This window comes from Caulobacter sp. FWC26 (assembly GCF_002742645.2).
GTDB lineage: Bacteria > Pseudomonadota > Alphaproteobacteria > Caulobacterales > Caulobacteraceae > Caulobacter.
In genome coordinates this window covers 105,203-130,532 of record NZ_CP033873.1, presented here as the reverse complement: position 1 = coordinate 130,532, position 25,330 = coordinate 105,203, and the positions used below count along the sequence as shown (strand labels likewise).

At 65.7% G+C, this 25,330-nt stretch carries 23 protein-coding genes; 2 read left to right on the top strand and 21 right to left on the bottom strand.

Translation table 11 applies throughout. From position 1 onward, the window contains the following. Positions 1-16: 16 nt before the first annotated feature. The 11 genes from CSW63_RS00625 to CSW63_RS00575 form a co-directional block, all read right to left on the bottom strand. Positions 17-856 carry an NAD(P)H-binding protein gene (locus tag CSW63_RS00625; RefSeq protein ID WP_099504287.1) on the bottom strand — a complete coding sequence of 280 codons (840 nt, stop codon included), beginning with the start codon at positions 854-856 and terminating at the stop codon, positions 17-19. 107 nt (positions 857-963) lie between these two features. Next, positions 964-2,172 carry an NAD(P)/FAD-dependent oxidoreductase gene (locus tag CSW63_RS00620; RefSeq protein WP_099504285.1) on the bottom strand — a complete coding sequence of 403 codons (1,209 nt, stop codon included), beginning with the start codon at positions 2,170-2,172 and terminating at the stop codon, positions 964-966. A 121-nt stretch (positions 2,173-2,293) separates the two neighbouring features. Then, a complete protein-coding gene (locus CSW63_RS00615; RefSeq protein WP_099504283.1) occupies positions 2,294-3,124 on the bottom strand; it encodes a CoA ester lyase in 831 nt (276 codons plus the stop codon). Further along, positions 3,121-3,570, bottom strand: coding sequence for a MaoC family dehydratase (locus tag CSW63_RS00610; RefSeq protein ID WP_099504281.1), 450 nt, complete (start codon positions 3,568-3,570; stop codon positions 3,121-3,123). The genes CSW63_RS00615 and CSW63_RS00610 overlap by 4 nt, the downstream gene beginning before the upstream one ends. Beyond that, on the bottom strand, positions 3,570-5,435 hold the full coding sequence (locus CSW63_RS00605) for a biotin carboxylase N-terminal domain-containing protein (RefSeq protein WP_099504279.1): 1,866 nt from the start codon (positions 5,433-5,435) through the stop codon (positions 3,570-3,572). Before CSW63_RS00605 ends, CSW63_RS00610 begins: the two co-directional genes overlap by 1 nt. A gap of 5 nt (positions 5,436-5,440) precedes the next feature. After that, positions 5,441-7,057, bottom strand: a complete 1,617-nt coding sequence (locus CSW63_RS00600; protein WP_099504277.1) for a carboxyl transferase domain-containing protein — start codon at positions 7,055-7,057, stop codon at positions 5,441-5,443. Further along, the gene (locus CSW63_RS00595; protein WP_062099353.1) at positions 7,054-8,217 is read right to left on the bottom strand and encodes an isovaleryl-CoA dehydrogenase; all 1,164 of its coding nucleotides are present in this window, start codon (positions 8,215-8,217) and stop codon (positions 7,054-7,056) included. Before CSW63_RS00595 ends, CSW63_RS00600 begins: the two co-directional genes overlap by 4 nt. Before the next feature lie 16 nt (positions 8,218-8,233). Further along, positions 8,234-9,637 (bottom strand): dihydrolipoyl dehydrogenase, encoded by a 1,404-nt coding sequence (gene lpdA / locus CSW63_RS00590; RefSeq protein ID WP_099504275.1) that lies wholly within the window; start codon positions 9,635-9,637, stop codon positions 8,234-8,236. Positions 9,638-9,641: 4 nt separating this feature from the next. Further along, positions 9,642-10,898 carry a dihydrolipoamide acetyltransferase family protein gene (locus CSW63_RS00585; protein ID WP_099504273.1) on the bottom strand — a complete coding sequence of 419 codons (1,257 nt, stop codon included), beginning with the start codon at positions 10,896-10,898 and terminating at the stop codon, positions 9,642-9,644. A 3-nt stretch (positions 10,899-10,901) separates the two neighbouring features. After that, positions 10,902-11,915: an alpha-ketoacid dehydrogenase subunit beta gene (locus CSW63_RS00580; RefSeq protein WP_062099359.1), complete on the bottom strand. Its 1,014-nt coding sequence runs from the start codon at positions 11,913-11,915 to the stop codon at positions 10,902-10,904. A gap of 4 nt (positions 11,916-11,919) precedes the next feature. Next, positions 11,920-13,149, bottom strand: coding sequence for a thiamine pyrophosphate-dependent enzyme (locus CSW63_RS00575; RefSeq protein WP_062099361.1), 1,230 nt, complete (start codon positions 13,147-13,149; stop codon positions 11,920-11,922). 192 nt (positions 13,150-13,341) lie between these two features. Between CSW63_RS00575 and CSW63_RS00570 the strand changes: the two genes are divergently transcribed. Next, positions 13,342-13,815, top strand: coding sequence for an Lrp/AsnC family transcriptional regulator (locus CSW63_RS00570; RefSeq protein ID WP_062099363.1), 474 nt, complete (start codon positions 13,342-13,344; stop codon positions 13,813-13,815). Positions 13,816-13,831: 16 nt separating this feature from the next. Here the strand turns inward: CSW63_RS00570 and bioB are convergent, their stop codons facing one another. The 9 genes from bioB to CSW63_RS00525 form a co-directional block, all read right to left on the bottom strand. Further along, positions 13,832-14,863, bottom strand: a complete 1,032-nt coding sequence (gene bioB, locus CSW63_RS00565) for a biotin synthase BioB (protein WP_099504271.1) — start codon at positions 14,861-14,863, stop codon at positions 13,832-13,834. A gap of 25 nt (positions 14,864-14,888) precedes the next feature. Further along, on the bottom strand, positions 14,889-15,599 hold the full coding sequence (locus CSW63_RS00560; protein WP_099504269.1) for a MerR family transcriptional regulator: 711 nt from the start codon (positions 15,597-15,599) through the stop codon (positions 14,889-14,891). A 26-nt stretch (positions 15,600-15,625) separates the two neighbouring features. Beyond that, positions 15,626-16,555, bottom strand: coding sequence for an electron transfer flavoprotein subunit alpha/FixB family protein (locus tag CSW63_RS00555; protein ID WP_099504267.1), 930 nt, complete (start codon positions 16,553-16,555; stop codon positions 15,626-15,628). Next, positions 16,555-17,301, bottom strand: a complete 747-nt coding sequence (locus CSW63_RS00550) for an electron transfer flavoprotein subunit beta/FixA family protein (RefSeq protein WP_099504265.1) — start codon at positions 17,299-17,301, stop codon at positions 16,555-16,557. The genes CSW63_RS00555 and CSW63_RS00550 overlap by 1 nt, the downstream gene beginning before the upstream one ends. Continuing rightward, positions 17,298-17,699, bottom strand: a complete 402-nt coding sequence (locus tag CSW63_RS00545) for a MerR family transcriptional regulator (protein ID WP_099504263.1) — start codon at positions 17,697-17,699, stop codon at positions 17,298-17,300. The genes CSW63_RS00550 and CSW63_RS00545 overlap by 4 nt, the downstream gene beginning before the upstream one ends. Then, a complete protein-coding gene (locus CSW63_RS00540; RefSeq protein WP_099504261.1) occupies positions 17,696-19,690 on the bottom strand; it encodes an acetyl/propionyl/methylcrotonyl-CoA carboxylase subunit alpha in 1,995 nt (664 codons plus the stop codon). Before CSW63_RS00540 ends, CSW63_RS00545 begins: the two co-directional genes overlap by 4 nt. Further along, complete coding sequence (locus tag CSW63_RS00535; RefSeq protein WP_127846917.1) at positions 19,672-19,995, bottom strand: hypothetical protein; 324 nt, start codon at positions 19,993-19,995, stop codon at positions 19,672-19,674. Before CSW63_RS00535 ends, CSW63_RS00540 begins: the two co-directional genes overlap by 19 nt. Before the next feature lie 129 nt (positions 19,996-20,124). Beyond that, positions 20,125-20,907: an SDR family NAD(P)-dependent oxidoreductase gene (locus tag CSW63_RS00530; RefSeq protein WP_099504259.1), complete on the bottom strand. Its 783-nt coding sequence runs from the start codon at positions 20,905-20,907 to the stop codon at positions 20,125-20,127. A gap of 14 nt (positions 20,908-20,921) precedes the next feature. After that, positions 20,922-22,454 (bottom strand): acyl-CoA carboxylase subunit beta, encoded by a 1,533-nt coding sequence (locus CSW63_RS00525; RefSeq protein WP_099504257.1) that lies wholly within the window; start codon positions 22,452-22,454, stop codon positions 20,922-20,924. Between the two features lie 232 nt (positions 22,455-22,686). Here CSW63_RS00525 and CSW63_RS00520 point away from each other — a divergent pair, with 232 nt between their 5' ends. Beyond that, positions 22,687-24,099: a short-chain fatty acyl-CoA regulator family protein gene (locus CSW63_RS00520; RefSeq protein ID WP_099504255.1), complete on the top strand. Its 1,413-nt coding sequence runs from the start codon at positions 22,687-22,689 to the stop codon at positions 24,097-24,099. Positions 24,100-24,209: 110 nt separating this feature from the next. Here the strand turns inward: CSW63_RS00520 and CSW63_RS00515 are convergent, their stop codons facing one another. Next, positions 24,210-25,307 (bottom strand): hypothetical protein, encoded by a 1,098-nt coding sequence (locus CSW63_RS00515; RefSeq protein ID WP_199170754.1) that lies wholly within the window; start codon positions 25,305-25,307, stop codon positions 24,210-24,212. Between the last annotated feature and the right edge of the window lie 23 nt (positions 25,308-25,330).

The window sequence follows — 25,330 nt, the reverse complement described above, 5'->3', positions numbered from 1 at the left end:
GAAGGCGATCGGCGCCCTAGAAGGCGTCGCGGAGGGCGTCTTCCATGGCTTGCGGCGGACGCCCAGCAAGTCTTTCGATATCGCCGGTGACAATGTCGAAACCGCCATCGACGAAGCCTTGCCGAATGGACAGCGCGACCTCGACAACATGCGGCGGAAGACCGCTCTGGCTCAGGCCGGCGCGCAACGCCTCGGGGGTCAGCACTGTTGAGGCCAACGGCTTTCCGCTGAGCCTGACGATCAAGTCCAGACGCTCGGCGACCGACCATGTCCGCGGGCCGGTCCCGGTGTAGATGGCGCCCTCGTGTCCGGCCCCTGCCAGGAGTCCGGCCGCGGCGGCGGCAAGGTCCGCGCGCGAGACGAAGGCGACCCTGCTTTCACCAAGCCCGACGAGGGCGCCCTGATCGAGCGCCCGCCGCGCCTCGTCCGCGAAGGATTCGATATAGTAGTTCATTCGCAGAACGCTCCAGCGCGCCGCGGTGCGCATCAGATGCTGCTCGGTGGCGAAGTACGAAGCCCAGACGTCCGGCTCGGGCCTGGCCCTCGCGCCGGACGAGGACATGAAGGCGATGTGCGCGACACCGGCTCGGTTCGCCGCGTCGATCGCCGCGATATTCTGCCTGGCGCGTTGGCCAGGCGCGAGCGCTGTCGTTGGAATGATCAGCAGACGGTCAAGGCCGGCATAGGCGGCTGTAAGGCTTTCCGGCTGATCATAGTCGCCGAACCGCGTTTCGGGCGCGGAGAGGTTCGACGGCGTGCGCGATATGCCCACGACGTCATGGCCGCCGCGGCGCAGAAGCTCATCCACGACGCCGGCCCCGAGCTTGCCGCCCGCGCCGCTGATCCCGATCTTCATTTGATGGCTCTCCCCACGCATCGCGACGTCGATGCGAGAATTCGATTCTAATATAAGAATTCTATTCCGGCGGAAGCCGAGCTTTCAAGCGCCCGGCGCGGGTGGCGCTAGACTTCTTTGATTGGGATCGAGACGTCAGCCAGGCGAGCGGGATCCACCTCGCGCCGCGACGCCAGCCATTGGCGACCGACCATGAATTCCGGCGGGCTGTTGATCGCCTCCACCGCCTGGACACGACCCTTGGAGAGGTGAAACAGCGAGAACTTGCGCGCCGCCGGATCGCCGCGCAAAACTACCGCGTCGACGTCGAACGGCATGCCGCCGATCTGCAGCTTGATGTCGTATTGATCGGACCAGAACCACGGCGTCTCGGGCTTTGGCTCGGGCGCGCCGACGATGGCGGCGGCGGCTTGGCGCGCCTGTTCCAGCGCATTGGGCACGCTCTCCAGACGCAAGGTCCTGTCGTAGAACGTCATGGGCCGACGCGTCACGTCACCGATGGCGAAGACGCGCGAATCCGAGGTCCGCGCTCGGCCATCCACGATCACGCCATCATCACACGCCAAGCCCGCAGCCGCCGCCAAGTCATCGTTTGGAACGGCGCCGACGCCAACCAACACCGCATCGCAATGGAGCGGCGGCCGACCTGAAAGCCTCACCCCCGACACGTGCCCATCCAGCCCCTCGTATCCTTCGACCGCAACGCCAAAGTGAAAACGGACGCCATTCTGCTCGTGAACGTCGCGAAAGAACGACGACATCACCGGCCCCGCGACCCGGGCCAAAAGGCGGTCTTCGCGCTCGAGCACGTCGACCTCGGCGCCCAGCTGGCGCGCTGAGGCCGCGACCTCCAGGCCGACATAGCCGCCGCCGATGATCGCAAGCTGAAAGCCCGGACGGAACCAGGCCTTGATGGCTTCGGCGTCCTCGATCGTGCGCAGTTCTAGGAAGCCCTTCAGATCGCTGCCGGGCAACACCAGCTTTCGCGCCCGCGAGCCCGTCGCCAGGATCAAAGTGTCGTAGGAGAGGGTGTCGTCGGTCGACATCGTCAGCTGTCGCGCCTGGCGATCGATGTTCACCACGCGGGTCGAGGTTCGCAGCTCGACTTGATTTTCGGCGTACCACGCGCGGGGCCGAAGCAGCAGACCATCCTCGCCAACCTCGCCCTTAAGCCACCCTTTCGAAAGCGGCGGGCGCTGATAGGGCGGGTGAGGCTCCTCACCGATCAGAATGATGGGCTGGTCATGGCCGAGCTGTCGAAGAACGGCGGCGGCGGCGCCTCCCGCATGACCCGCCCCGATGATAACCGTGCTCATGACTCGCCTTTCATAGTTTGCGCCGCCATCGCGCCGGCGGACGCAAGCGCCCGCGGCGTCTTCGGCGTCCCGACCGGCACGGCGCCTGCTGATGTTCCGAGACGCCTATCTGGACCCATCCTCACGCCTCGCCAAGAAGACGTAGGGCCTGCTTGAGATGAGGCGCATCCAACATGCGTCCGTTCCATTGCACCGCGCCGGCGCCAGGCGTCTCGGCAAAAGCCGCGACAACCGATCGGGCTTGATCAAGCGCCTCGGCGGTCGGCGTGAACGCCAGGTTTATGGCTTCGACCTGAGACGGATGGATCGCCATCATGCCCGAGAAGCCATCGAAGGCGCCCCTTGCGGCGTAGGCGGCCAGGCCGTCCAGATCGCGGATGTTTGGATAGACCGTTTCGATCGCCAGGGTTTTGGCGGCGTGGGCGGCGAACAAGCTGAGCGTGCGGACCAATTGGTAGGGCGCGGTGAGCAGCCCCGCGGCGTCGCGGCTTCCGGCAGCCCCTATGGCGGCGGGCAGGTCCTCGGCCCCCCAGGTCAGCCCGAGCAGACGATCGGCGAAGCGGACGTACTCGGCCATTCGGAACACGGCCAAAGGGGTTTCCGTCGCGATCGGCAGGATCGGCGGCAGCGACAGATCCTTTGCGGCCGCATCCAGGCGGTCAAAGGTCTCAACGCCTTCGGCCTTGGGCAGGACCAGTCCCTGGCTTGCCGCCGCGGTTTGCAGGTCGGCTCGGAGCCATGGGCTGTCCACCGGATTGATGCGGACTAAGTGAACGACACCACCGACGGCCGCGGCCAAATAGTCGGCGACCGCCTGCCGGGCGAAGGCCTTTCGCGCCGGCGCCACGGCGTCCTCAAGATCAAGGATGATCGCATCGGCGCCGGAGGCGGCGGCTTTGTCGAAGCGCTCCGGCCGGTCGCCGGGGACGAATAGGAGTGATCGCAATTTCATGGGCGTCGAGCCACGAGAGCCGTGCGCTGGCACGAACAAACGACCTCGTCACGCTGGTTCAGCAGCTTGTGCGCGAAGGTCACCAGACCGGCGAGGGGTCGCGATCGACTGTCCTTGAGCCCCACGACCTCCGTCTCGGCGCGCAGGGTGTCGCCGATGAACACCGGCGCGGGCATGACCAGCGTGTCGTATCCGAGGTTGGCGACAAGCGTCCCCAGCGTCGTGTCGCCCACAGAAAGGCCGACCATCAGGGCGAAGGTGAAGGTGCCGTTGACGAGGATACGGCCAAATTCGCTCGCCCTGGCCGCCTCGGCGTCCAGATGCAACGGTTGCGGATTGTGGGTCATGACCGAAAACAGGAGGTTGTCCGTCTCGGTCACGGTGCGGCGGATGTCATGCGCCATGCGGTCGCCGATGGTCCAGTCCTCGAAGTGGCGCCCAGCCATCAGTCCGCCCCCGTCTCGATGCGCGCCAGCAGCGCCCCCTCCCCGACCTGGTCGCCGGCCTTGACCACCAGCGTGCGAACGACGCCATCGAAAGGCGCGATCATGCCGTGTTCCATTTTCATGGCCTCCAGCGTCAGAAGCTTCTGGCCACGCAACACCGTCTGCCCCGCTTCGACATCAACCGCGATCACCCTCCCAGGCATGGGGCTGAGGATCGCGCCGTCTGACGCGCGGCCGTCGCCGACGCCGTCCACGCGGCCTGGACCGATGGACCAGGCTTCGCCGTCGAGGAACAGGACGTCGCGCCCATCGATCGACGTAACCTGGCCTCTGGCCTCCGGCGCAGGCTCGGCAAGCTGAATAGAGCCCGCCACGTCGACCGCGACGCGGCGCTGAGCTGGCCCATTGGCTCGAAAGCCGGTCAGGTCAATCCAAGGGCGGCCCATGGGCGCCGAAAGGAGCGCCGAGGCGGCTTCCGCCTGGATCGCTGCGGAGGGTTCGGCGGCTGGAACCAGGGCGGACAGGCCGCGCTCGATGAAGCCCGTATCGACTCTGCCGGCCACGAAGTCGTCATCGGCCGCCGCCCGCGCCAGGAAGGCGGCGTTCGTACGGACGGGCCAGACTTGAACCTGACCGGCGGCGGCGGCGAGCTTGGCGGCCGCCGCCTGGCGCGTCGGCGCATGGACGATCAGCTTGGCGATCATCGGATCGTAGAACGGCGTGACTTCACCGCCTTCGTGAACCCCCGTGTCGATGCGGATATCGCCGGGCAGCCGCAGCCTTGTCAGCGGCCCCGTGGAAGGCAGGAAGCCGGCGGTCGGGTTCTCGGCGTAGAGGCGCGCCTCCATGGACCAGCCGGCGATCTGCAGTTCGTGCTGGCGCTTGGGAAGGCGCTCGCCCGAGGCGACCCGCAGTTGCCACTCGACCAAGTCCTGACCCGTGATCGCCTCGGTCACCGGATGCTCGACTTGCAGCCGTGTGTTCATTTCCATGAACCAGATGCGGTCGGACCGCAGGCCGTCCGAGGCGTCGGCGATGAACTCGATCGTGCCGGCCCCAACGTAGTCGACGGCCTTGGCCGCCTTTACCGCCGCCGCGCAGACGGCTTGGCGTACATCGGCCGTCATGCCCGGCGCAGGCGCTTCCTCGATCACCTTCTGATGGCGTCGCTGCAAGGAGCAGTCGCGTTCGAACAGGTGCACGACGTCGCCGTGAGTGTCGCCAAAGACCTGTACCTCGATGTGCCGCGGCGACAGGATGAACTTCTCGATCAGGACCCGATCATCACCGAACGACGCGGTCGCCTCCCGCTTGCATGAGGCGAGCATATCGAGGAACTCGGCGGAGGCCTCGACCTTGCGCATACCCTTGCCGCCGCCGCCCGCGACGGCCTTGATCAGGACCGGATAGCCGATGGCGTCGGCCTGTGCTCTGAGGTGGTCGGGATCTTGGTTGTCGCCCATGTAGCCGGGGGTCACGGGCACGCCAGCGGCGAGCATCAACGCCTTGGCCGAATCCTTGAGACCCATGGCCCGGATCGAAGACGCGGGCGCGCCGACCCATATCAGGCCAGCGGCCTGCACCGCATCGGCGAAGTCGGCGTTCTCAGACAGGAAGCCATAGCCTGGGTGAATGGCCTGGGCCCTGGTCGCTTTGGCGGCGGCGATGATGCGCTCGCCAAGCAGATAGGATTCTCGAGCCGGCGACGGGCCGATATGCACGGCCTCGTCGGCGAGCCGGACATGCAGGGCCGCGCCGTCAGCGTCGGAATAGACCGCGATGGTGCGCACGCCCAACGCCCGGGCCGTCCGGATGATGCGACAGGCGATCTCGCCGCGATTGGCGATAAGCAGGGACTCGATCATGGACGTCACATCCGGAACACACCGAACGCGGGGCGTTCGGGCAGGGGCGCGTTCAGCGTGGCGGCCAAGGCCAGCCCCAGCACGTCGCGCGTTTGAGCCGGGTCGATGATGCCGTCGTCCCACAGCCGGGCGGTCGCGTAGTAGGGGTTGCCCTCGTCTTCGTACTTTTGACGGATCGGCGCCTTGAAGGCCTCGGCCTCCTCGGGCGTCCACTTGGCCGCGTCGCGGTGGACGGTGGCCAGCACGCTGGCGGCCTGTTCGCCGCCCATCACCGAAATCCGCGAATTGGGCCAGGTGAACAGGAAACGCGGACTGTAGGCCCGACCGCACATGCCGTAATTGCCAGCGCCGAACGAGCCCCCGATCAGGACGGTGATCTTCGGCACGCTGGCCGTGGCCACGGCCGTGACCAGCTTGGCGCCATGCTTGGCAATGCCCTCGGCTTCGTACTTGCCGCCGACCATGAAGCCCGAGATGTTCTGCAGGAACAACAGCGGGACTTTGCGCTGACAGGCCAGCTCGATGAAGTGCGCGCCCTTCTGGGCGCTTTCGGAGAACAGGACGCCGTTGTTGGCCAGGATCGCCACGGGCAGGCCCCAGATGTGGGCGAAGCCGCAGACCAGGCTCGCGCCGTACAGCGCCTTGAACTCATGGAACGCCGAGCCGTCGACGATCCGGGCGATCACCTCGCGCACATCGTAGGGGGCGCGCACATCCTGCGGCGTCACGCCATAAAGCTCCTCGGCCGCGTATTTCGGCGGCTGTACGGCCGAAAGGTTGATCGGCGGCGTGGCCTGCGGCGGCAGGGTCGAGACGATGTCGCGAACGATGGTCAGGGCGTGCTCGTCATTGTCGGCGACATGATCGACGACGCCGGATTTGCGCCCGTGGGTGTCGGCCCCGCCCAAATCCTCGGCCGAGATGACCTCGCCCGTGGCCGCCTTCACCAGCGGCGGCCCGGCGAGAAAGATGGTGCCCTGGTTACGGACGATGACCGTTTCGTCGCTCATCGCTGGGACATAGGCGCCGCCGGCGGTGCAGGAGCCCATGACACAGGCGATCTGCGGGATGCCCTTGGCGGACATGTTCGCCTGGTTGAAGAAGATGCGGCCAAAGTGCTCGCGGTCGGGGAACACTTCGGCCTGATGGGGCAGGTTGGCGCCGCCGCTGTCGACCAGATAGACGCAGGGCAGATAGTTCTGCTCGGCGATCTCCTGGGCGCGCAGGTGCTTCTTCACCGTCATCGGAAAATAGGCGCCGCCCTTCACGGTCGGGTCATTGCAGACGATCATCACCTGGCGCCCCGCCACTCGGCCAATGCCGCAGATCATCCCAGCGCCTGGCGCGCCTTCGGCGTCCGCGGCGGTCGCGTACATGCCGTTGGCGGCCAACTGGCCGATCTCCAGGAAAGGCGACCCGGGGTCCAGGAGCCGATCGACGCGGTCGCGCGGCAGCAGCTTGCCGCGAGAGACATGGCGCTCTCGAGCGCGCGCGTCTCCGCCCAGGCTTGCCTTGCCGACAGCGGCGCGGAGGGCGTCGACCAGAGCGCGGTTATGGCGCGCATTGGCCAAGAACGTGTCGCTCTGGGGCGAGAGCGACGATGTCAGGACCGGCGCGCTCACGAGCCCAGCAGCTCCCGGCCGATCAGGAAACGGCGAATCTCGTTGGTGCCGGCGCCGATGTCATAGAGCTTCGCGTCCCGAACGAGCCGTTCGACGGGCCACTCCTTAGTGTAGCCGGCGCCGCCCAAAGCCTGCACAGCCTCCAGGCTGACCTTCACGGCGTTCTCCGAAGCCAGCAAAATCGCCCCCGCCGCGTCGAAGCGCGTGGTCTTGCCCGCGTCGCAGGCCCGCGCCACCGCATAGACGTAGGCTCGGGCCGAGTTTAGGGCGACGTACATGTCGGCGACCTTGGCCTGCATCAGCTGGAATGAACCGATCGCCTTGCCGAATTGCCTTCTTTCGCGGATGTAGGGCAGGACCACGTCGAGGGCCGCCTGCATGATACCGAGCGGGCCGCCGGACAGGACCGTACGCTCGTAGTCGAGGCCGCTCATCAAGATCCCCGCCCCGCCGCCGACGGGACCCATGACGTTTTCCTCCGGGACCTCGCAGTCCTCAAACACCAGCTCGGCGGTGTCCGACCCGCGCATGCCCATCTTGTCGAGCTTCTTGGAAACGCTGAAGCCCTTCATCCCCTTCTCGATCAGGAAGGTCGTGACGCCACCGCTCCCCTCCCCCGTGCGCACATAGACGACCAGGGTGTCCGCGGTCGGAGAATTGGTGATCCAGAATTTCGTGCCGTTCAGCACGTAGCGGTCGCCCCTCTTCTCGGCTCGCGTCCGCATGGACATGACGTCCGATCCCGAACCGGCCTCCGACATGGCCAGCGATCCAAGGTGTTCGCCTGAAATCAGCTTGGGCAGGTATCTGCGCTTCTGTTCGGGCGTGCCCCAGCGCCGAATCTGATTGACGCAGAGATTGGAGTGAGCGCCGTAGCTCAGTCCGATCGAGGCCGAGGCGCGCGACACTTCCTCCATGGCCACGACGTGCTCGAGATAGCCTAGGCCCAGGCCGCCGAACTCTTCCTCGACCGTGACGCCATGCAGGCCCAGCGCGCCCATCTCGGGCCACAGGTCGCGCGCGAAGGTGTTGGTTTCGTCGATCTCGGCGGCGCGCGGCGCCAGCCGGTCGGCGGCCCAGCGCGCGGTCGTATCGCGGATCATATCGACGGTTTCGCCCAAGCCGAACTCCATCGACTGGGGCGCGAAGGGAATGCTCATGATCAGGTTCCGGGCGTCAAATGTGAATGGCGTGACCGAGCGCCTTAAGGGCGCTCTCGTGGATGGCCTCGCCCAGGGTGGGATGGACATGGATGACGCCGGCGACGTCCTCCAGGACGCCGCCCACTTCCATCAGGGTGGCGAACTCCCCGGCCAATTCCGAACAGTGGCGGCCGACGGCCTGAATGCCGAGGATCCGATGATCGGACTTGCGCGCCAGGATCCGAACAAAGCCGCCATCGTCCCCAGCCTGCATCGACAGCGCGCGGCCATTGGCCTGGAACGGGAATTGACCCACGACGGTCTCGACGCCTTCAGGAGCCTGATCGGGCGTCAGCCCAACGCTGACGATCTCCGGCTCGGTGAAACACACCGCCGCGATGGCGACCGGTTCGAACCGGCGCCGGCGGCCCGCGATGATCTCGGCGACCATCTCGCCCTGGGCTGACGCCTTGTGGGCCAACATGGGCTCCCCGACCAAATCGCCGATCGCCCAGACGTTGGTGGTGGACGTCGCACAGCGCTCATCGACCCTTACGAATGGCCCGTCCATCGCCAGCGCCATTTGGTCGAGCCCCCAGCCCTCGGTTTGGGGCTTGCGGCCCACGGTCACGAGGATGCGCTCGGCCGGCACGACCAGTTGGCGCTCGCCCCCCGCCGTCTGGATCAGCAGGCCCTCCTGGTCCTGACCCAGGGCCTTCGCGCCGAGATAGACCGTGACGCCATGCTTTTCGAGCCAACGCGCCACGGGCGCAGTCAACTGGGCGTCGTAGAGAGGTAGGAGCCGATCCATTGCCTCGATGATCGTGACCTTCGAGCCCAGCTTGGCGAACGCGATCCCCAGTTCCAGGCCGATATAGCCGCCCCCGACCACGGCCAGGGTCGCTGGGACCTCGGGCAGCGACAGCGCCTCGGTCGAGGAGATCACCCGGCCCCCAAAGGGCAGGAACGGCAGCTCGACGGCGGTCGCACCGGTCGCCAGGATCACGTGCTCCGGCCGGATCGTGACCGGCCCTTCGGGGGTTTCGACGGTGCAGGTCTTGGCGTCGGAGAAACTCGCCCAACCGACCACGGACTTCACCTTGGCCTTGCGCAGCAATCCGCCGACGCCGCCGCTGAGCCGATCAACGATCGCGTCCTTCCACCCGACGGTCTCCTCGAACCGCAAGGTCGGCGCCTGATTCAAGTGAATGCCGAACCTCCCCGTCTCGGCGCTCGCCATTACCGCCTCTTCATAGAGACCGGCCGCATGGATCAGGGCCTTGGACGGAATGCAGCCCCGCGTCAGGCAGGCGCCGCCCAACCGACCGCTTTCGACGAGCACCGTGTCCAGCCCCAGCTGGCCGGCGCGGATGGCCGCCACGTAGCCGCCCGGGCCGCCGCCGATGACCAGGACCTTGGGTCTGAGAGTCTCGGTCATCGCATCAGTCCATGAAGATCAGGGCGGGATGTTCGAGCAGCCGCTTCACGCGCTGGACGAACAGGGCGGCGTCGTAGCCGTCGACGATGCGGTGATCGAAGGCCGAGGAGAGGTTCATCATCTTGCGGATGGTGACGAACGAGCCTTGAACCATCGGTCGATCCACCAGCTTGTTGGGATTGAGGATGGCGACCTCGGGATGGTTGATGACCGGCGTCGAGACGATGCCGCCCAGGGGTCCCATGCTGGTGAGCGTGATGGTCGATCCAGAGAGCTCGTCGCGCGACGCCGAGCCGTCGCGGACGGCCTTGGCCAACCGGGCGACCTCACGGGCGCAATCCCAAAGGTCTCGCGCTTCGGCGTGGCGCACGACCGGAACAATCAGGCCGTTCGGCGTCTGGGTGGCGATGCCGATGTGCACGCCCTGGTGAGCGCGCAGCACGCCGTTATCGTCGTCATAGAGCGCGTTGACCTGAGGAAAATCCGGCAATGCCTTGACCATCGCTCGCATGATGAACGGCAACAGCGTCAGCTTGGGCTGATCTTCAGCGCGGTGTTCGTTGAGGTCGAGCCGCAGCGCCTCCAGCTCCGTCAGGTCGCATTCCTCGACATAGTTGATGTGCGGAATGCGGCGCTTGGCCTCTTGCATCTTCTCAGCGATCTTGCGGCGCAGACCGATGATACGCGTGTCCTGGACGCCGGTGCGGGCAACCAGACCCGAGGCGCCGACGCTCTTTCCATCGGACGCCAGGAAGGCGTCCAGATCGTCGGGCGTGATCCGGCCGCCAGGGCCGCTGCCAGGCACTTGGGCGAGCGTCACGCCCAGATCGAGCGCGCGCCGGCGGGTCGAGGGCGCGGCAAGCGGCGCCTCTCCAGCCGGGCGGCCGGACGAAGCGGCCGGACGCGGCGGCGCAACCGGCGCGGTCCGCGTGGGTTCGGGGGCGGACGGCGCGCTCGCCTTGGCGGAAACCGGCGCGGCGGGAGAAGCCGCTGGAACGGCGATAGGCTCAGCCTCGCCTGCCTCGCTGTCGAATTCGATCAGTACGGCGCCGACGGGCATCATGCCGCCAATGTCGCCATGAACGGCGGTTACAACGCCCGCGACGGGCGAGCTTAGTTCGACCGTGGCCTTGTCGGTCATCACCTCGGCCACGTTCTGGTCTTCCTCGACCTTGTCCCCGATCTTGACGAGCAAGGCGACGATCTCGGCCTCGGCGACGCCTTCGCCGATATCGGGCAAGCGGAACAGATAGCGCCCCATGGCCTAGTCCTCCATCGCGCTTTTGAGCGCCGCGGCCAGTCGCGCCGGTCCCGGGAAATAGTCCCACTCGAACGCGTGCGGATAAGGCGTGTCCCAACCCGCGACCCGGCGCACGGCGCTCTTGAGGTGGTAGAAGCAGCGCTCCTGAACCAGGGCCGACAGCTCTCCGCCGAAGCCCCCGAACCGCGAGGCCTCGTGAAGGATGACACATCGTCCGGTCTTCTTGACCGAGGCCACGATCGCCTCAACGTCGAGCGGCACGATGGAGCGCAAGTCGATCAGTTCGGCGTCCACGCCGCTGTCTTCGATCCCGGCCAAGGCGACGTGGACCATCGTGCCATAAGCCAACACGGTGGCCTCGCGTCCCTCGCGCACGATCGCGGCCTTGCCGAGTGGCACGGTGTAGCGTTCGGCGGGGACCTCGGCCTTCGGATCGCCGGCCCAGGTCTTCAGCGCCTGGTCGTGACGTCCGTCGAATGGTCCGTTGTAGAGCCTCTTCGGCTCCAGGAAGATCACCGGATCATCGTCCTCGATCGATGCGATCAAAAGACCCTTGGCGTCGTAGGGATTGGACGGGATGACGGTCTTCAGGCCGGTAATATGGGCGAAGATCGCTTCGGGCGACTGGCTGTGGGTCTGGCCGCCAAAGATCCCGCCGCCATACGGCGAGCGCACCGTGATCGGAGCCCAAAATTCGCCATTCGAACGATAGCGCAGGCGCGCGGCTTCCGACACTAGCTGATCGAAGGCTGGTAGAATGTAGTCGGCGAATTGAATTTCGGGGATTGGGCGCAAGCCATAGGCCCCCATGCCGATCGCCGCGGCGACGATGCCGCCTTCGGATATCGGGGCGTCAAAGCAGCGGGTCAGGCCGTGCTTCTTCTGAAGCCCGTCGGTGACGCGAAACACGCCACCGAAATAGCCGACGTCCTCGCCAAAGATCAGGGTGTCGGGGTCCTCGGTCAGGACGACGTCGAGCGCGGAGTTCAGCGCCTGGATCATATTCATGGTGGGCATGGCGTCAGATCCCCAGCTCGCGGCGCTGTTCAGTGACGCGCCAGTCGGGGTCCTTGAAGACGCCCTCGAACATTTCCTTCACGCTCGGCTTGGACTTGCCGAGCGTGCCGACCGCCTCTGCCTCCTTGACCGCTGCGCGCACCTCGGCGTCCAGTTCGGCCGCCAGGGCCGCGTGGCGCTCCTCGTCCCAGGCGCCGAGCGCGATGAGGTGCGTCTTCAGGCGGTCGAGCGGGTCTCCCAGAGGCCAGGCCTCGGCTTCGTCGGCCGGTCGATATTTGGTCGGATCGTCCGAGGTCGAATGGCCAGACGCGCGATAGGTGTAGAGCTCGATCAGCGTGGCGCCGAGGTTCTGGCGCGCCCGTTCGGCCGCCCATTCAGTGGCCGCCCAGATGGCCAGAAAGTCGTTGCCGTCGACCCGAAGCCCCGGCAGGCCATAGGCAAGCGCCTTGGCCGCGAAGGTGGTTTCATTGGCCCCGGCGATGCCCGAAAAACTGGAGATAGCCCATTGGTTGTTGGTCACGCACAGGATGACCGGCGCCTTGTAGACACTGGCGAAGGTCAGGGCCTCGTGGAAGTCGCCTTCGGCCGTTGTGCCTTCGCCGATATAGGCCAGCGCGATGGAATCGCCGCCCTTGAACGCCGAGGCCATGGCCCAGCCGACGGCGTGACCAAAGCGGCTGCCGACATTGCCTGACAGGGAATAGAACCCGTATTTCCGCGCCGAATAGAGGATCGGAAGCTGGCGCCCCTTCAGCGGATCCTTCTCGTTGGAGAAGATCTGATTGCACAGATCGATCAGCGGGTAGTTGCGCGCCATCAACCAGCTGAGCACGCGATAGGTCGGGAAACACATGTCGTCACGGTCCAGGAACAAGGACTGCGCCGCACCGATCGCCTCCTCCCCGGTCGACTTCATGTAGAAGCTGGTCTTGCCCTGACGATGCGCGCGAAACAGTCGCTCGTCGAACACACGCGTCAGCAGCATGGCGCGAAGTCCCGCCAGTAGCGTGCTCGTCGAGAGATTGGGATTCCAGGGCCCCGTGGCCTCGCCCGCATCGTCGAGGACACGAACCAAGCCGAAGGGCAGATCGCGCATCTCCGCTTCGAGAGCGTTGGTCTCGGGCCGTCGCGTGGCTCCGGCCGACGGGATCAGCGCACGATCGAACGAGGGCGCATCGCCAGGCCGGGCGGCCGGTTCTGGGATGTGTAGGCGAAGCGTGGGGCGATTTTTCATGACGGGCCACTGAATGAGGTGCCCCAATCTGCCTTCTGATGTCAGAAATTGGATTATCTATTTGGAACGATATGTCGACCCAAACGCATTGGCGGATGCGCGATCGAGCATTTTTTCCGCTTCGTATTGCGAAACTCGCCACAAGATTGGATCAATGACGTCGAACGATGATTGCCTAGCCGCGAGATTCTCATGGCCTTTCTGAACGACCTCGATGAAACCGATCTGAAAATTCTGGACACCATCCAGCGCAATCCGCCGATGACCACAGCGGAGCTGGCCGAGCATGTGGGCATGTCGCAATCGCCCTGCTGGCGCCGCCTCACCCGTTTGAAGGAGGAAGGCTATATCGTCGATCAGGTCACCCGCCTTTCCGCGGAAAGGCTCGGCCTGCGCACGAACATCTTCGCCAACGTAAAGCTCTCCGCCCACGGCCAGAGCAATCTCAACGAGTTCATCGAGGCGGTGTCGCGCATCCCCGAAGTGATGGAGGTCCATCCCACGATGGGACCGTTCGACTTCTTGCTGCGGATCGTCACGCGGGATGTCGAGGACTACCGCGAACTGGCGTTTGGCAGGCTTTTGACCCTTCCGACCGTTCAGGAGATCAACTCCACCATGTCCTTGGGTCCGGTTAAGATGACGACGGCCCTTCCGATCCGATAGGCCCTCGACGCTACGGTCACGCAATCCCCATCAGCAGCTCCAGGTCAAGGAGGCCTTGATCCATCGGACCCGCCGCGTGCATCGGCCTCAGGTCCAGGTCCTGGAACAGCTTTGAGTCCTCGTCCAGGCCCGGCAGCGGGGTGGTCAGCAGCTTGCCGCCGACGAAGATCGAATTGGCGCCGGCCATGAAGCACAGGGCCTGCAGCTCGCGGCTCATGCCCTCGCGACCGGCCGACAGGCGGACCATGGACTTCGGGCAGACGATGCGGGCGACGGCGATGGTGCGGATGAACTCGATGGCGTCGATCGCCTTGCCTTCGCTGAGCACCTTGTCGCCCAGCGGCGTGCCGCTGACCGGCACCAGGCCGTTGATCGGCAGGCTGTCGGGATGAGCCGGCAGGGTGGCCAGCTGATGCAGCAGGCCGGCGCGGTCGCGGCGCTGCTCGCCCATGCCGACGATGCCGCCGCAGCAGGTGCTCATGCCGGCGTCGCGGACATGGGCCAGGGTGTCGAGGCGCTCCTGGTAGGTGCGCGTGGTCACCACGTCCTTGTAGTAGTCCGGACCGGTGTCGAGGTTGTGGTTGTAGTAGTCGAGCCCCGCGTCCTTCAGGGCCTTGGCCTGGTCGGCGGTCAGCATGCCCAGGGTGGCGCAGGTCTCCAGGCCCAGGGCCTTCACCTCGCCGATCATCTCGGCGAGCTTGGGCAGGTCGCGGTCCTTCAGCTCGCGCCAGGCCGCGCCCATGCAGAAGCGCTGGGCCCCGCCGTCGCGGGCGGCGCGGGCCTTGGCGACCACGTCCTCGGTTGCCATCAGCTTCTCGGCCTTGAGGCCGGTCTTGAAGTGGGCCGACTGGCTGCAATAGCCGCAGTTCTCGGCGCAGCCGCCGGTCTTGACCGACAGGAGCTGCGACAACTGCACCTCGGAGGGGTCGAACCAGGCGCGGTGCACGCTGGCGGCCTGGAACACCAGCTCCATGAACGGCAGGTCGAAGAGAGCCTCCGTCTCGGCGAGCGTCCAGTCATGGCGGGGGTGCGGCGTTCCGGTGAACATCGTCGACTCCGGCGAAATGAAGGGGCTAGCCCCGAGAGCAGCCCGCGACGATCGCTCCCGCGATCGAGCGCGCGCGCGCGGCTTCGCTTTGGGCGAGGCGCGCCTGGAGGGCTTGGCGCATCTGCGAAACGGTCGGCGGCAAGGTGTCGGAAATCCAAGTGATCTCCTTGACCGAGAAGCCGGCGCGCCGAAGCTCGATCACCATGGCTAGGCTCTCACGCATGGCGTCGTCGACCACGACGCGTCCGCCTTGGCGTGCGAAGGCGACGACACCGGCATTTTCCCAATGCTTGACGACGGTCAGGCTGAGGCCAAAGGCCTTGATGGTCTCGCGGAACGCCGACCCGAGCTGGGTCGACGGCTTGCTCACGGTTTGAGCTTGGCGGGCCGCAAGCGCGTCACGCATCTGCTTGATGGTCGGCGGTAAGGTCTCGGAGATCCAGGCGATTTCCTTGACCGAGAAGCCGGCGGCGCGAAGTTCGATGACCGTGGCCAAATGCTCTCGCGTCGTATCGTTGACAACGACGCGCCCACCTTGCCGCTCGAACGCGACAAGGCCGGCCTCTTCCCAACGCCTGATGATGGTCGGACTGAGGCCGAAAGACGTGATGATCTCACGCAGCGCCGACGGCGGCGGGGCAGTGAGTTTGCGAGCTATCGTCTTGCGTTCGGCGCGAGCGAACATGGCTTCGGCCGACTTGGTGATCGGTCCGACATAGTCGGCGCGAGCAGTCATCCCGGATATCCTTTGTTTGGCGGTCGTCAGGTCAGGGAGTCCATCAGCTCCGGCACGGCCGTCTTGTAGTCGGCGACCAGGCCGAAGTCGGCCACCTGGAAGATCGGGGCGTCGGCGTCCTTGTTGATCGCGACGATCACCTTGGAGTCCTTCATGCCGGCCAGGTGCTGGATCGCGCCCGAGATGCCGATGGCGACATAGAGCTGCGGGGCCACGACCTTGCCGGTCTGGCCGACCTGGTAGTCGTTCGGGGCGTAGCCGGCGTCGACGGCCGCGCGCGAGGCGCCGACGGCGGCGCCCAGCTTGTCGGCCAGCGGCTCGATCACGCGCTGGAACTCCTCGGCCGAACCCATGGCGCGACCGCCGGAGACGACGATCTTGGCCGCGGCCAGTTCCGGACGGTCCGACTTGACCATCTCTTCGCTGACGAAGCGGGTTTTGGCCGCGTCGGCGCCCGACACGCTCTCCACCGAGGCGGAGCCGCCTTCAGCCGCCGCCGCGAAGGCGGTCGGACGGACGGTGATCACCTTCTTGGCGTCCGACGACTGGACGGTCTCCAGCGCGTTGCCGGCATAGATCGGGCGCGTGAAGGTGTCGGCCGAGACGACCTCGATGATGTCGCTGATCGGGGCGACGTCCAGCTTGGCGGCGACGCGCGGCGCGAAGTTCTTGCCGCCCGAGGTGGCCGGAACCAGGATCGCGTCGTAATTGCCGGCCAGGGCCAGCACGGCGTCGGCCTGGGCTTCGGCGACGCCGTGGCCCAGGGCGTCGGACTCGGCCAGCAGCACCTTGCGGACGCCGGCGATCTTGGCGGCGGCGTCGGCCACGCCCTTGGCGCCCCTGCCAAGGACCAGCACGTCCACGTCGCCCGAGATCTTCAGGGCGGCGGTGACGGTCTTGTGGGTGCCATCGCGCAGGTGCGCGTTGTCGTTATCGGCGACGACGAGAACAGCCATTACAGCACCCCCGCGGTGTTGAGCTTCGAGACCAGGTCGGCGGCGGTTCCAACCTTGATGCCGGCCGAGCGCTTGGCCGGTTCGGTGACCTTCACGACCTTGAGGCGCGACGCGACGTCGACGCCGTAGTCGGCGACGGTCTTGCTCGCGATTTCCTTCTTCTTCGCCTTCATGATGTTGGGCAGCGAAGCGTAGCGCGGCTCGTTGAGGCGCAGGTCGGCGGTGACGACGGCCGGGAGGTCGACGTCCAGGGTCTGCAGACCGCCGTCGACTTCACGGGTGACCTTGGCGGTCGAGCCCGAGATGTCCACGGCCGAGGCGTAGGTGGCCTGCGGCCAGCCCAGCAGGGCCGACAGCATCTGGCCCACGGCGTTGTTGTCGCCGTCGATGGCCTGCTTGCCCATCGGGACCAGGTTCGGATTTTCCTCGGCGACCACGGCCGCGAGCAGCTTGGCCACGGCCAGCGGCTCGAGGTCGGCGTCGGAGGTGATCAGGATCCCGCGGTCACCGCCCATGGCCAGCGCCGTGCGGATGGTTTCCTGGGCTTGCGCCGGACCAATGCTGACGATGACGACCTCGGTCGCCACGCCCTTCTCCTTGAGACGCACGGCTTCCTCGACCGCGATCTCGCAGAAGGGGTTCATCGACATCTTGACGTTGGCAAGGTCGACACCCGTCTGGTCCGCCTTCACGCGGGCCTTCACGTTGTAATCGATAACCCGTTTGACCGGGACCAGGACCTTCATCGGACTTCCCTAGGACTGCGACTGGCTTGGGCGCTGGCCGTGAAGACGGTTTTCAAGTCGCCGAGCAGCTGCCGAATCATCGCCAGTTCACGCGTTTTCTGATCTTGGGCGGACAAGAGCGCTTCACGCACCGCACGCAGATAGGCGGCCTCGTCAGGCCGAAGCGACATGATCGCCCGGATGGTGGCGATCGGGACGTCCGCCTTTCGCAGAAGCGCTATGACGGTTAGACGATCGACGGTTTCAGGATCATAGCTACGAGCGCTCTTGTAGAGACGGTACGACTGGATAAGACCGACCGCCTCGTAGTGGCGCAGAGCGCGTTGCGACACACCCAGTCGCGCGGCCATCGCGCTGATCGACAGAAACATGTCGGTGGAGGAGACGTCCGGCGTCATGAGAACTCCACCAGCACCTCGTCGGCCGCGACCGGATCGCCGCCCTTGGCGTTGACGGCCTTCACGACGCCATCGCGCTCGGCGCGGATGATGTTCTGCATCTTCATGGCCTCGAGCACGCAGACGACCTCACCCTCGCGGACCTGCTGGCCGGCGGCGACGTCCATCGAGACCACCAAGCCCGGCATCGGCGAGAGCACCAGCTTGGAGGTGTCCGCGGCCTGCTTCTCGGGCAGCTTGTTGTGCAGTTCGGCCGAGCGCGGCGTCAGGACCAGCACCCGGGCCTTGGTGGCGCGGTGGCGGATGTCGAAACCCTCGGCGGCCGGTGCGACCTGGACGGTGAAGGCCTTGCCGTTCAGTGCGGCGCGGAACACCGGCTTGCCTGGACGCCAGTCGATGTCGGTCAGGGTCAGGGCGCGGTTCTCGTCAAGAAGCGCGACGATCACGTCGGCCTCGCCGGAGACCTTCACGGAACGCTTGGCGTGGCCAACCGCGACCACCCACTCGTCACGCGCCGGCCCGATCAGGCCCGAGGCGTAGGAGCGGGCTCGCGTGGCGTAGACCCGCTGCATCGCCGCGCCGACGGCGGTCAGGATGTCGATCTGGTCGGCCGTCGGCTCCGTGCCCTGGAAGCCGTCCGCGAACTCGTCCTTGATGTAGTTGGTCGAGATCTTGCCCGAGCGGAAGCGCTCCTGGTCCATCACCGCCGCCAGGAACGGGATGTTCTGGCCCAGGCCCTCGATGTGGAAGTCCTCCAGCGCCCGGCCCATGCCGTCGATCGCCGCGATGCGGGTCGGCGCCCAGCTGCACAGCTTGGAGATCATCGGGTCGTAGTACATCGAGATCTCATCGCCCTCGCGGACGCCGGCGTCGTTGCGGATCGTGTAGGCGCCGTGCTCGCCCTCTTCCGGCGGGTCGTAGCGGACTAGGCGGCCGATCGACGGCAGGAACTTGCGGTAGGGATCCTCGGCGTAGATGCGGCTCTCGATGGCCCAGCCATTGATCTTCAGGTCCGACTGGCCAAAGGCCATCTTCTCCCCGTAGGCCGAGCGGATCATCTGCTCGACCAGGTCCAGGCCGGTGATCAGCTCGGTCACCGGGTGCTCGACCTGCAGGCGGGTGTTCATCTCCAGGAAGTAGAAGCTCTTGTCCTGGCCGGCGACGAACTCGACTGTGCCGGCGGAGTCGTAGTTCACGGCCTTGGCCAGGGCGACGGCCTGGGCGCCCATGGCGTTGCGGGTGGCCTCGTCCAGCAGCGGGCTGGGCGCTTCCTCGATGACCTTCTGGTTGCGGCGCTGGATCGAGCATTCGCGCTCGAACAGGTGGACGACGTTGCCGTGCTTGTCGCCCAGCACCTGGATCTCGATGTGGCGCGGGCTCTCGATGAATTTCTCGATGAAGATGCGGTCGTCGCCGAAGCTGGCCTTGGCCTCGGCGCGCACGGCCGGGAAGCCTTCCTCGACGTCCTTGCGGTTCCAGGCCACGCGGATGCCCTTGCCGCCGCCGCCCGCCGAGGCCTTGATCATCACCGGATAGCCGATCTCTTCCGAAATCTTCACGGCCTCGGCGGTGTCGGCGATCTCGCCGATATGGCCAGGGACGCAGGAGACGCCGGCGGCCTGGGCGAACTTCTTGCTCTCGATCTTGTCGCCCATGGCCTGGATGGCGCCGGGATTGGGGCCGATGAACACGATCCCCTCGTCGGCGCAGCGCTGGGCAAAGCCCGCGTTCTCGGACAGGAAGCCGAAGCCCGGATGCAGGGCCTCAGCGCCCGTGGCCTTGCACGCCGCGATGATCTTGTCGGCCACCAGATAGCTCTGATTGGCAGGCGAGGCCCCGATGTGCACGCTCTCGTCGGCCATCTCGACGGCCAGGCTGCCGGCGTCGGCGTCGGAATAGACCACCACCGTCTTGATGCCCAGGCGGCGGCAGGTCTTGATCACGCGGACGGCGATTTCGCCACGGTTGGCGATCAGGAGTTTTTCGAACATGGACCGCGCTCGCTGACAGGCATTGGAGGTGGGATTGAGGACTGATCGTCAGCGCCGACTTCGACCGTCATGACGACGTCGCCATAGTCATCGATGACCAGCACGCGGTTGTTAATCATCAGTACTTGGCTGTTGATCTCATCGACGAATGTTGGCGGAGACGCGCCGCTATGCTTCCACCACACGCCGAGACGAAAGAGCCGACCGCACCGTGCGTCGAGCATTCCCGGCCAACGGCCATCGCCATATCCTGCCAGGATCCAGCCGAGCGCGTCCCGTTCTGAAGGATCGGTCGTTTCAGTCACGGCGAATCCCCGCCGCTCCCGCCAGGCGTCTGCGACCCACTTGAGTTTTGAGATCCGCCTCGCGGGAGATTTTCGGCCCGATCGTCCCGCTGATGATGCAAGACCTGTCGACCGCCAACGCCCCGCTTCTCATCGAGGCGCCAGCCGAATAGCGCCATCAAGCCGGATCGCCGCCGCGTTCAAGTAGGCGTTGCTGCAGATTTCGACGACCAGTGAGGCGTATTCAGCGCCCGTTCCCAGCCGCGCCGGGAACGGTACGCTCGTTGCAAGGCTTTCGCGTACGGCCGGTGGCAAGCTCGCCATCATCGGCGTTTCGAAAAGTCCCGGGAGAATGGTGTTGACTCGTATGCCCTCACTGGCCAAGTCGCGGGCGATGGGAAGGGCCATCCCTTGAACACCCGCCTTCGACGCCGCATAGGCGGCCTGTCCGACCTGCCCGTCCTCGGATGCGACGGACGCCGTCGAAACGACCACTCCGCGCTCGCCATTTGCTAGGCGCTCAAGCGAGACCATCCCCAAAGTCGACAGTGCGATACATCGAAACGTGCCGCCCAGATTGACGCGAAGAACACGATCGAAATCATCCGTCGACGCGGCCGTCAGCGCCCCATCGCTTTTTCGCCGGGACACGGTCTTGGCGCCGATCACGATGCCCGCGCAGTTCACGAGGATGCGCTCCTGACCGTGACTTGCGCGAGCCTCCGCGAGGCCCGCGATCACGTCCGCATCGCTCGTGACGTCAACCCGACAGGCGAGGCCGCCGCATTCGGCCGCGACCATCTGAGCCCGCTCAAGATTCATGTCGAAGATCGCCACCTTCACGCCTTCGGCCGCCAAGCGTCGCGCCGTGGCTTCGCCAAGGCCGGAAGCGCCCCCCGTCACAATGGCCGCGATGTCGGAATTGAGTTGCATGGGGATCCCCGGCCCTAAAGCGGAATGTTGTCGTGCTTCTTCCAGGGGTTGGACAGTTCCTTCCCCTTCAGGCTCCAGAGCCCCCGCACGATCCGGCGGCGCGTGCCATGCGGCATGATCACGTCATCCACATAGCCGCGCTGGGCGGCGACGAACGGGTTGGCGAAGCGGTCCTTGTACTCGGCCTCGCGGACGGCCAGGGCCTCGGGATCCTTGGCCTCCTGGCGGAAGATGATCTCCACCGCGCCCTTGGCGCCCATCACCGCGATCTCGGCGGTCGGCCAGGCGTAGTTGAGGTCGCCGCGCAGGTGCTTGGAGCTCATCACGTCATAGGCCCCGCCATAGGCCTTGCGGGTGATGACCGTGATCTTCGGCACAGTGGCCTCGGCATAGGCGAACAAGAGCTTGGCGCCGTGCTTGATCAGGCCGCCATACTCCTGCTTGGTCCCCGGCATGAACCCCGGAACGTCCACGAGGGTGATGATCGGGATGTTGAAGGCGTCGCAGAAGCGCACGAAGCGCGCGGCCTTCCGCGAGCTGTCGATGTCCAGCACCCCGGCCAGCACCTGGGGCTGATTGGCGACAATGCCGACGCTCTCGCCGTCCATGCGGGCAAAGCCGCAGATGATGTTCTTGGCCCATTCGCTGGAGATCTCGAAGAAGTCCGCCTCGTCGACGATCTTCAGGATCAGTTCCTTCATGTCGTAGGGCTTGGTCGCGTCGGCCGGGATCAGGGTGTCCAGGCTGGGCTCGTCGCGCAGAGGTTCGTCGAAGCTCTGGCGCTCAGGAGCGGCCTCGCGGTTGGAGGACGGCAGGAAATCGACCAGGCGACGGACCTGGGTCATGGCTTCCAGGTCGTTCTCGAACGCGCCTTCCGCGACGCCCGACTTGGCCGCGTGGACCCGGGCGCCGCCAAGTTCCTCGGCGGTGACGACCTCGTTGGTGACGGTCTTCACGACGTCGGGGCCCGTCACGAACATGTAGCTCGTGTCCTTCACCATGAAGATGAAGTCGGTCATGGCCGGTGAATAGACATCGCCGCCGGCGCAGGGGCCCATGATCACGCTGATCTGCGGGACGACGCCCGAGGCCATGACGTTCTCGAGAAAGATGTCGGCGTAGCCGGCGAGGGAGTCGACGCCCTCCTGGATGCGCGCCCCGCCGGCGTCGAACAGGCCGATGATCGGCGCGCCGACCTTCATGGCCTGGCGCTGGACCTTGACGATCTTGGCCGCGTGAGCGCCCGACAGGCTCCCGCCGAACACGGTGAAATCCTTGGAGAAGACGTAGACGACCTTGCCGTTGATCGTGCCCCAGCCGGTGACGACGCCGTCGCCGGGGATCTTCTGGTCCTGCATGCCGAAGTCGGCGCTGCGATGCTCGACGAACATGTCGAACTCTTCGAACGAGCCCTCGTCCAGCAACAGATCGATGCGCTCGCGAGCGGTCAGCTTGCCCTTGGCGTGCTGGGCTTCGACGCGTTTTGCGCCGCCGCCGGCCTTGGCCTGCTCGCGACGGCGGTCGAGTTCCTCGAGAATGTGCTGCAAGGCGACGGATCTCTCGCAATGGGATCGCAAAGAACCGGCCGCCAAGCCGACAAGCGGCTCGGCGGCCTAGGTTTCCGGAGGTGGGCTCCGGCTGGGTGGGAGGAACGCTGTAAAAACATCGCTCTATTGCAAAATGCGATTTTTGCGCTTGCCGGCAACAAAAACCGGATCAAAATCAAGCTTTGAAGCCAGATTGAGTGAGCGAAATCTGTAAAGCTGCAAAGTTGTGAAAATGCGAGATAAACTGTTCATCGGCCCCAAGCTCCGCCTGCTGCGCCAAGCGAAAGGCTGGAATTTGGAGGCCTGCGCCACACGGCTTGGCTTGTCGGCAAGCTATCTCTCGCAAATCGAAGCCAATCAGCGGCCGGTGACCGCGCGGGTTGTGATCGATGTGATGCGGGTCTTCGAGGTCGAGGCCGCGACCCTCGATGTCGCCGACGACCAACGGATGGTCGCGGATCTACGCGAGGCTACGGCCGACACGATCCCCGGCGGCGAGCCTCCGGGGCTGCAGGAACTGAAGTCGGCAGTCGCCAACACGCCGAACCTGGCCCGGGCCTTCCTGGCGCTACATCACGCCTATCGTCGACTTGATGAGCGCCTCAAGACGACCGAGGAAGCGGTATCCCTGGACGAGCGGGGCGCGGCCAGCGCCCTCCTGCCCTATGAGGAAGTCCGCGACTTCTTCCACTACAAGAACAACTACGTTCATAGCCTGGACGTTGCCGCTGAAGCCCTCTCGGCCGAACTCGGCTTGGATGGCCCCGAGCCTGTCGAGACGGTGCTGGAGCGCTGGTTGAGGGAAAAACAGGGCATAGGCGTGACACGATCAGCCGAGCCGGATCTTCTACGCCGGTTCGATCCGGCAGCGGGCCTTTTGACCCTCGGCGCGCCCCAGGGCCCCGCCACGCGATCGTTCCAAATGGCCTATCAGATCGTCGCCGCATCGCTCTCTGATACGGTCGAAATGGAGTTGGGGGCGGCGGGCTTTCGTAGCGAGGGCGCGGCCAAGGTTTGCCGCACCGCGCTGTTGAACTATGCGGCGGGCGCGATGCTCTTGCCGTATGAGCGTTTCCGCGAAGCCGCACTCGCAACGCGACACGACACTGAGCGCCTGAGCCTCATGTTCCAGACGAGCTTGGAACAGGTTTTCCATCGGCTCTCGACGCTCCAGCGACCCGGCGCGCGGGGCGTGCCGTTCTATTTCGTGCGTGTCGATCAAGCCGGCAACATCACCAAGCGCCACAGCGCCACACGGCTTCAGTTCGCCCGCTTTGGCGGGACCTGCCCGCTGTGGAACGTGCACGACGCCTTCGCCACCCCCGACAAGTGGCTCGTACAACTGGCCGAAATGCCGGATGGCGTCGGCTATGTCAGCATCGCCAAGGGCGTCGTCAAACCCTCGGGCGCTTACCTACAGCCCGATCGGCGCTACGCGCTGGGTTTAGGTTGTGAAGTGCAGTACGCTGACAGTCTCGTCTATGCACAAGGCTTGGACCTGAAAGGTCCGCCGGCCCGGATTGGGGTTAGCTGTCGGATTTGCGAGCGTAACGACTGCTCGCAACGGGCTTTCCCGCCCGTGGATCGAGCCTTCGAGGTGCTCGAACATGAACGCCGCTCGGTGCCTTTCTCTCTTGAAACTTAGGGCGTTGCGGCCGGTTCGGTCGACATGACGCTGCAGCGCCGCCAAGTCTGGCTAGCGCACGGCGACGGACACCGCCGTCACCGAGCGCTAGCTGGCGACGATCCTTTGCATCAGGCCTTCGCGGGCAAGGTCGCGTTCTTGTCGAAGAGACCCACGCCCCAACCGGGCGTGGCGCCGACATAGAGGGTGTTGACGAGCACAGCTCGGCGCGCCGCTTCGGGATCTTGATTGATCAGCGCCACGAAGGTCGCCAATCCCATGGCTTCAAGACCAAAGTTGAGCACCGAACTCCAATGCAAGGCGCCTTCGAAGTAGGCGTCGGACCACTTGTCGTTGGATTCGCCGCCCCATGTCTTCAGGCCCAGCAACACCGCCCGCTTCCAAAGATCGCGCAGATTTTCCTGCCCAGGCTCGCCGCGAATGATCTTCTCGTAGGCGTCCGGATTGCCGGTCACGGCGCCTTCGAATTTGGAACGCCAGACCTTCAGGTAGAGCGGCGACGGCAGATCGTAGTCGACCCGCATGAAATCCCGAACATTGATCCGTACGGAACTGGGCTTGGCCGGGCGTTGCGGACGACGGCGGCCCACCGGGGGATCTTCGGTCTTCACCACCTGCACACCGGCATTATAGGCCATGCCGTGCACCGGCCCGGTGGTGGAGTCATCGCGGATCAGGGTTGGCAGAATGCTGAGGCAGCTGGCGGGACCGCCGGCCAGGGCGTTTAGGCGCAGAGTCATCTTTTCGGCCATGTCTTGCTGGCTCCTGGCCAGGCGGGCCGCGGCCTGCTGAACGACAGCGTCGGGCATGGCGGGCGCGCTGTCCCACTTTTCGCGTAAACGCCGCAGCTCAACCCCACCCCAGACGCTGGAAGCATAGATCGCCCAGGCCTGGGGTCCGATATCCTTGGCGTCCAAGGTCCCATCCATGATCGAGGCCGACAAACGGTCCGTCATCCAGCCGTTGAATCCCAGCCAGTAGATGTCCTGGCTCTGCAACCGGGCCGCAGTCGGAGCGAACTCGGCCGCAAGGGCCTCCATCAACGCCGGAGACTCCGGCATAACCTTGGCGAGCTCAGGACCGAGGGGCGCGGCGCCGGCGAACCGGGCGGCCCCGGCGCTAGTCACTGCCTGCGCCGCTGCCGGGAGGCTCATCGCCAGCGCCGCGGAGCCTGCTCCGGCGAGAATGGTGCGCCTGTCGTATTGCATGTTTGTCGCCTTATGAATTTGAT

What these genes read in the sequence shown, in the direction of transcription:
- lpdA (WP_099504275.1), bottom strand. Translation starts at nt 9,637, where the DNA reads ATGACCGAGACTCTCAGACCCAAGGTCCTGGTCATCGGCGGCGGCCCG.
- CSW63_RS00610 (WP_099504281.1), bottom strand. Translation starts at nt 3,570, where the DNA reads ATGGCTGGGCGCCACTTCGAGGACTGGACCATCGGCGACCGCATGGCG.
- bioB (WP_099504271.1), bottom strand. Translation starts at nt 14,863, where the DNA reads ATGTTCACCGGAACGCCGCACCCCCGCCATGACTGGACGCTCGCCGAG.
- CSW63_RS00625 (WP_099504287.1), bottom strand. Translation starts at nt 856, where the DNA reads ATGAAGATCGGGATCAGCGGCGCGGGCGGCAAGCTCGGGGCCGGCGTC.
- CSW63_RS00530 (WP_099504259.1), bottom strand. Translation starts at nt 20,907, where the DNA reads ATGCAACTCAATTCCGACATCGCGGCCATTGTGACGGGGGGCGCTTCC.
- CSW63_RS00540 (WP_099504261.1), bottom strand. Translation starts at nt 19,690, where the DNA reads ATGTTCGAAAAACTCCTGATCGCCAACCGTGGCGAAATCGCCGTCCGC.
- CSW63_RS00560 (WP_099504269.1), bottom strand. Translation starts at nt 15,599, where the DNA reads ATGACTGCTCGCGCCGACTATGTCGGACCGATCACCAAGTCGGCCGAA.
- CSW63_RS00605 (WP_099504279.1), bottom strand. Translation starts at nt 5,435, where the DNA reads ATGATCGAGTCCCTGCTTATCGCCAATCGCGGCGAGATCGCCTGTCGC.
- CSW63_RS00570 (WP_062099363.1), top strand. Translation starts at nt 13,342, where the DNA reads ATGGCCTTTCTGAACGACCTCGATGAAACCGATCTGAAAATTCTGGAC.
- CSW63_RS00545 (WP_099504263.1), bottom strand. Translation starts at nt 17,699, where the DNA reads ATGACGCCGGACGTCTCCTCCACCGACATGTTTCTGTCGATCAGCGCG.
- CSW63_RS00520 (WP_099504255.1), top strand. Translation starts at nt 22,687, where the DNA reads ATGCGAGATAAACTGTTCATCGGCCCCAAGCTCCGCCTGCTGCGCCAA.
- CSW63_RS00515 (WP_199170754.1), bottom strand. Translation starts at nt 25,307, where the DNA reads ATGCAATACGACAGGCGCACCATTCTCGCCGGAGCAGGCTCCGCGGCG.
- CSW63_RS00555 (WP_099504267.1), bottom strand. Translation starts at nt 16,555, where the DNA reads ATGGCTGTTCTCGTCGTCGCCGATAACGACAACGCGCACCTGCGCGAT.
- CSW63_RS00620 (WP_099504285.1), bottom strand. Translation starts at nt 2,172, where the DNA reads ATGAGCACGGTTATCATCGGGGCGGGTCATGCGGGAGGCGCCGCCGCC.
- CSW63_RS00580 (WP_062099359.1), bottom strand. Translation starts at nt 11,915, where the DNA reads ATGCCCACCATGAATATGATCCAGGCGCTGAACTCCGCGCTCGACGTC.
- CSW63_RS00585 (WP_099504273.1), bottom strand. Translation starts at nt 10,898, where the DNA reads ATGGGGCGCTATCTGTTCCGCTTGCCCGATATCGGCGAAGGCGTCGCC.
- CSW63_RS00575 (WP_062099361.1), bottom strand. Translation starts at nt 13,149, where the DNA reads ATGAAAAATCGCCCCACGCTTCGCCTACACATCCCAGAACCGGCCGCC.
- CSW63_RS00550 (WP_099504265.1), bottom strand. Translation starts at nt 17,301, where the DNA reads ATGAAGGTCCTGGTCCCGGTCAAACGGGTTATCGATTACAACGTGAAG.
- CSW63_RS00615 (WP_099504283.1), bottom strand. Translation starts at nt 3,124, where the DNA reads ATGAAATTGCGATCACTCCTATTCGTCCCCGGCGACCGGCCGGAGCGC.
- CSW63_RS00595 (WP_062099353.1), bottom strand. Translation starts at nt 8,217, where the DNA reads ATGAGCATTCCCTTCGCGCCCCAGTCGATGGAGTTCGGCTTGGGCGAA.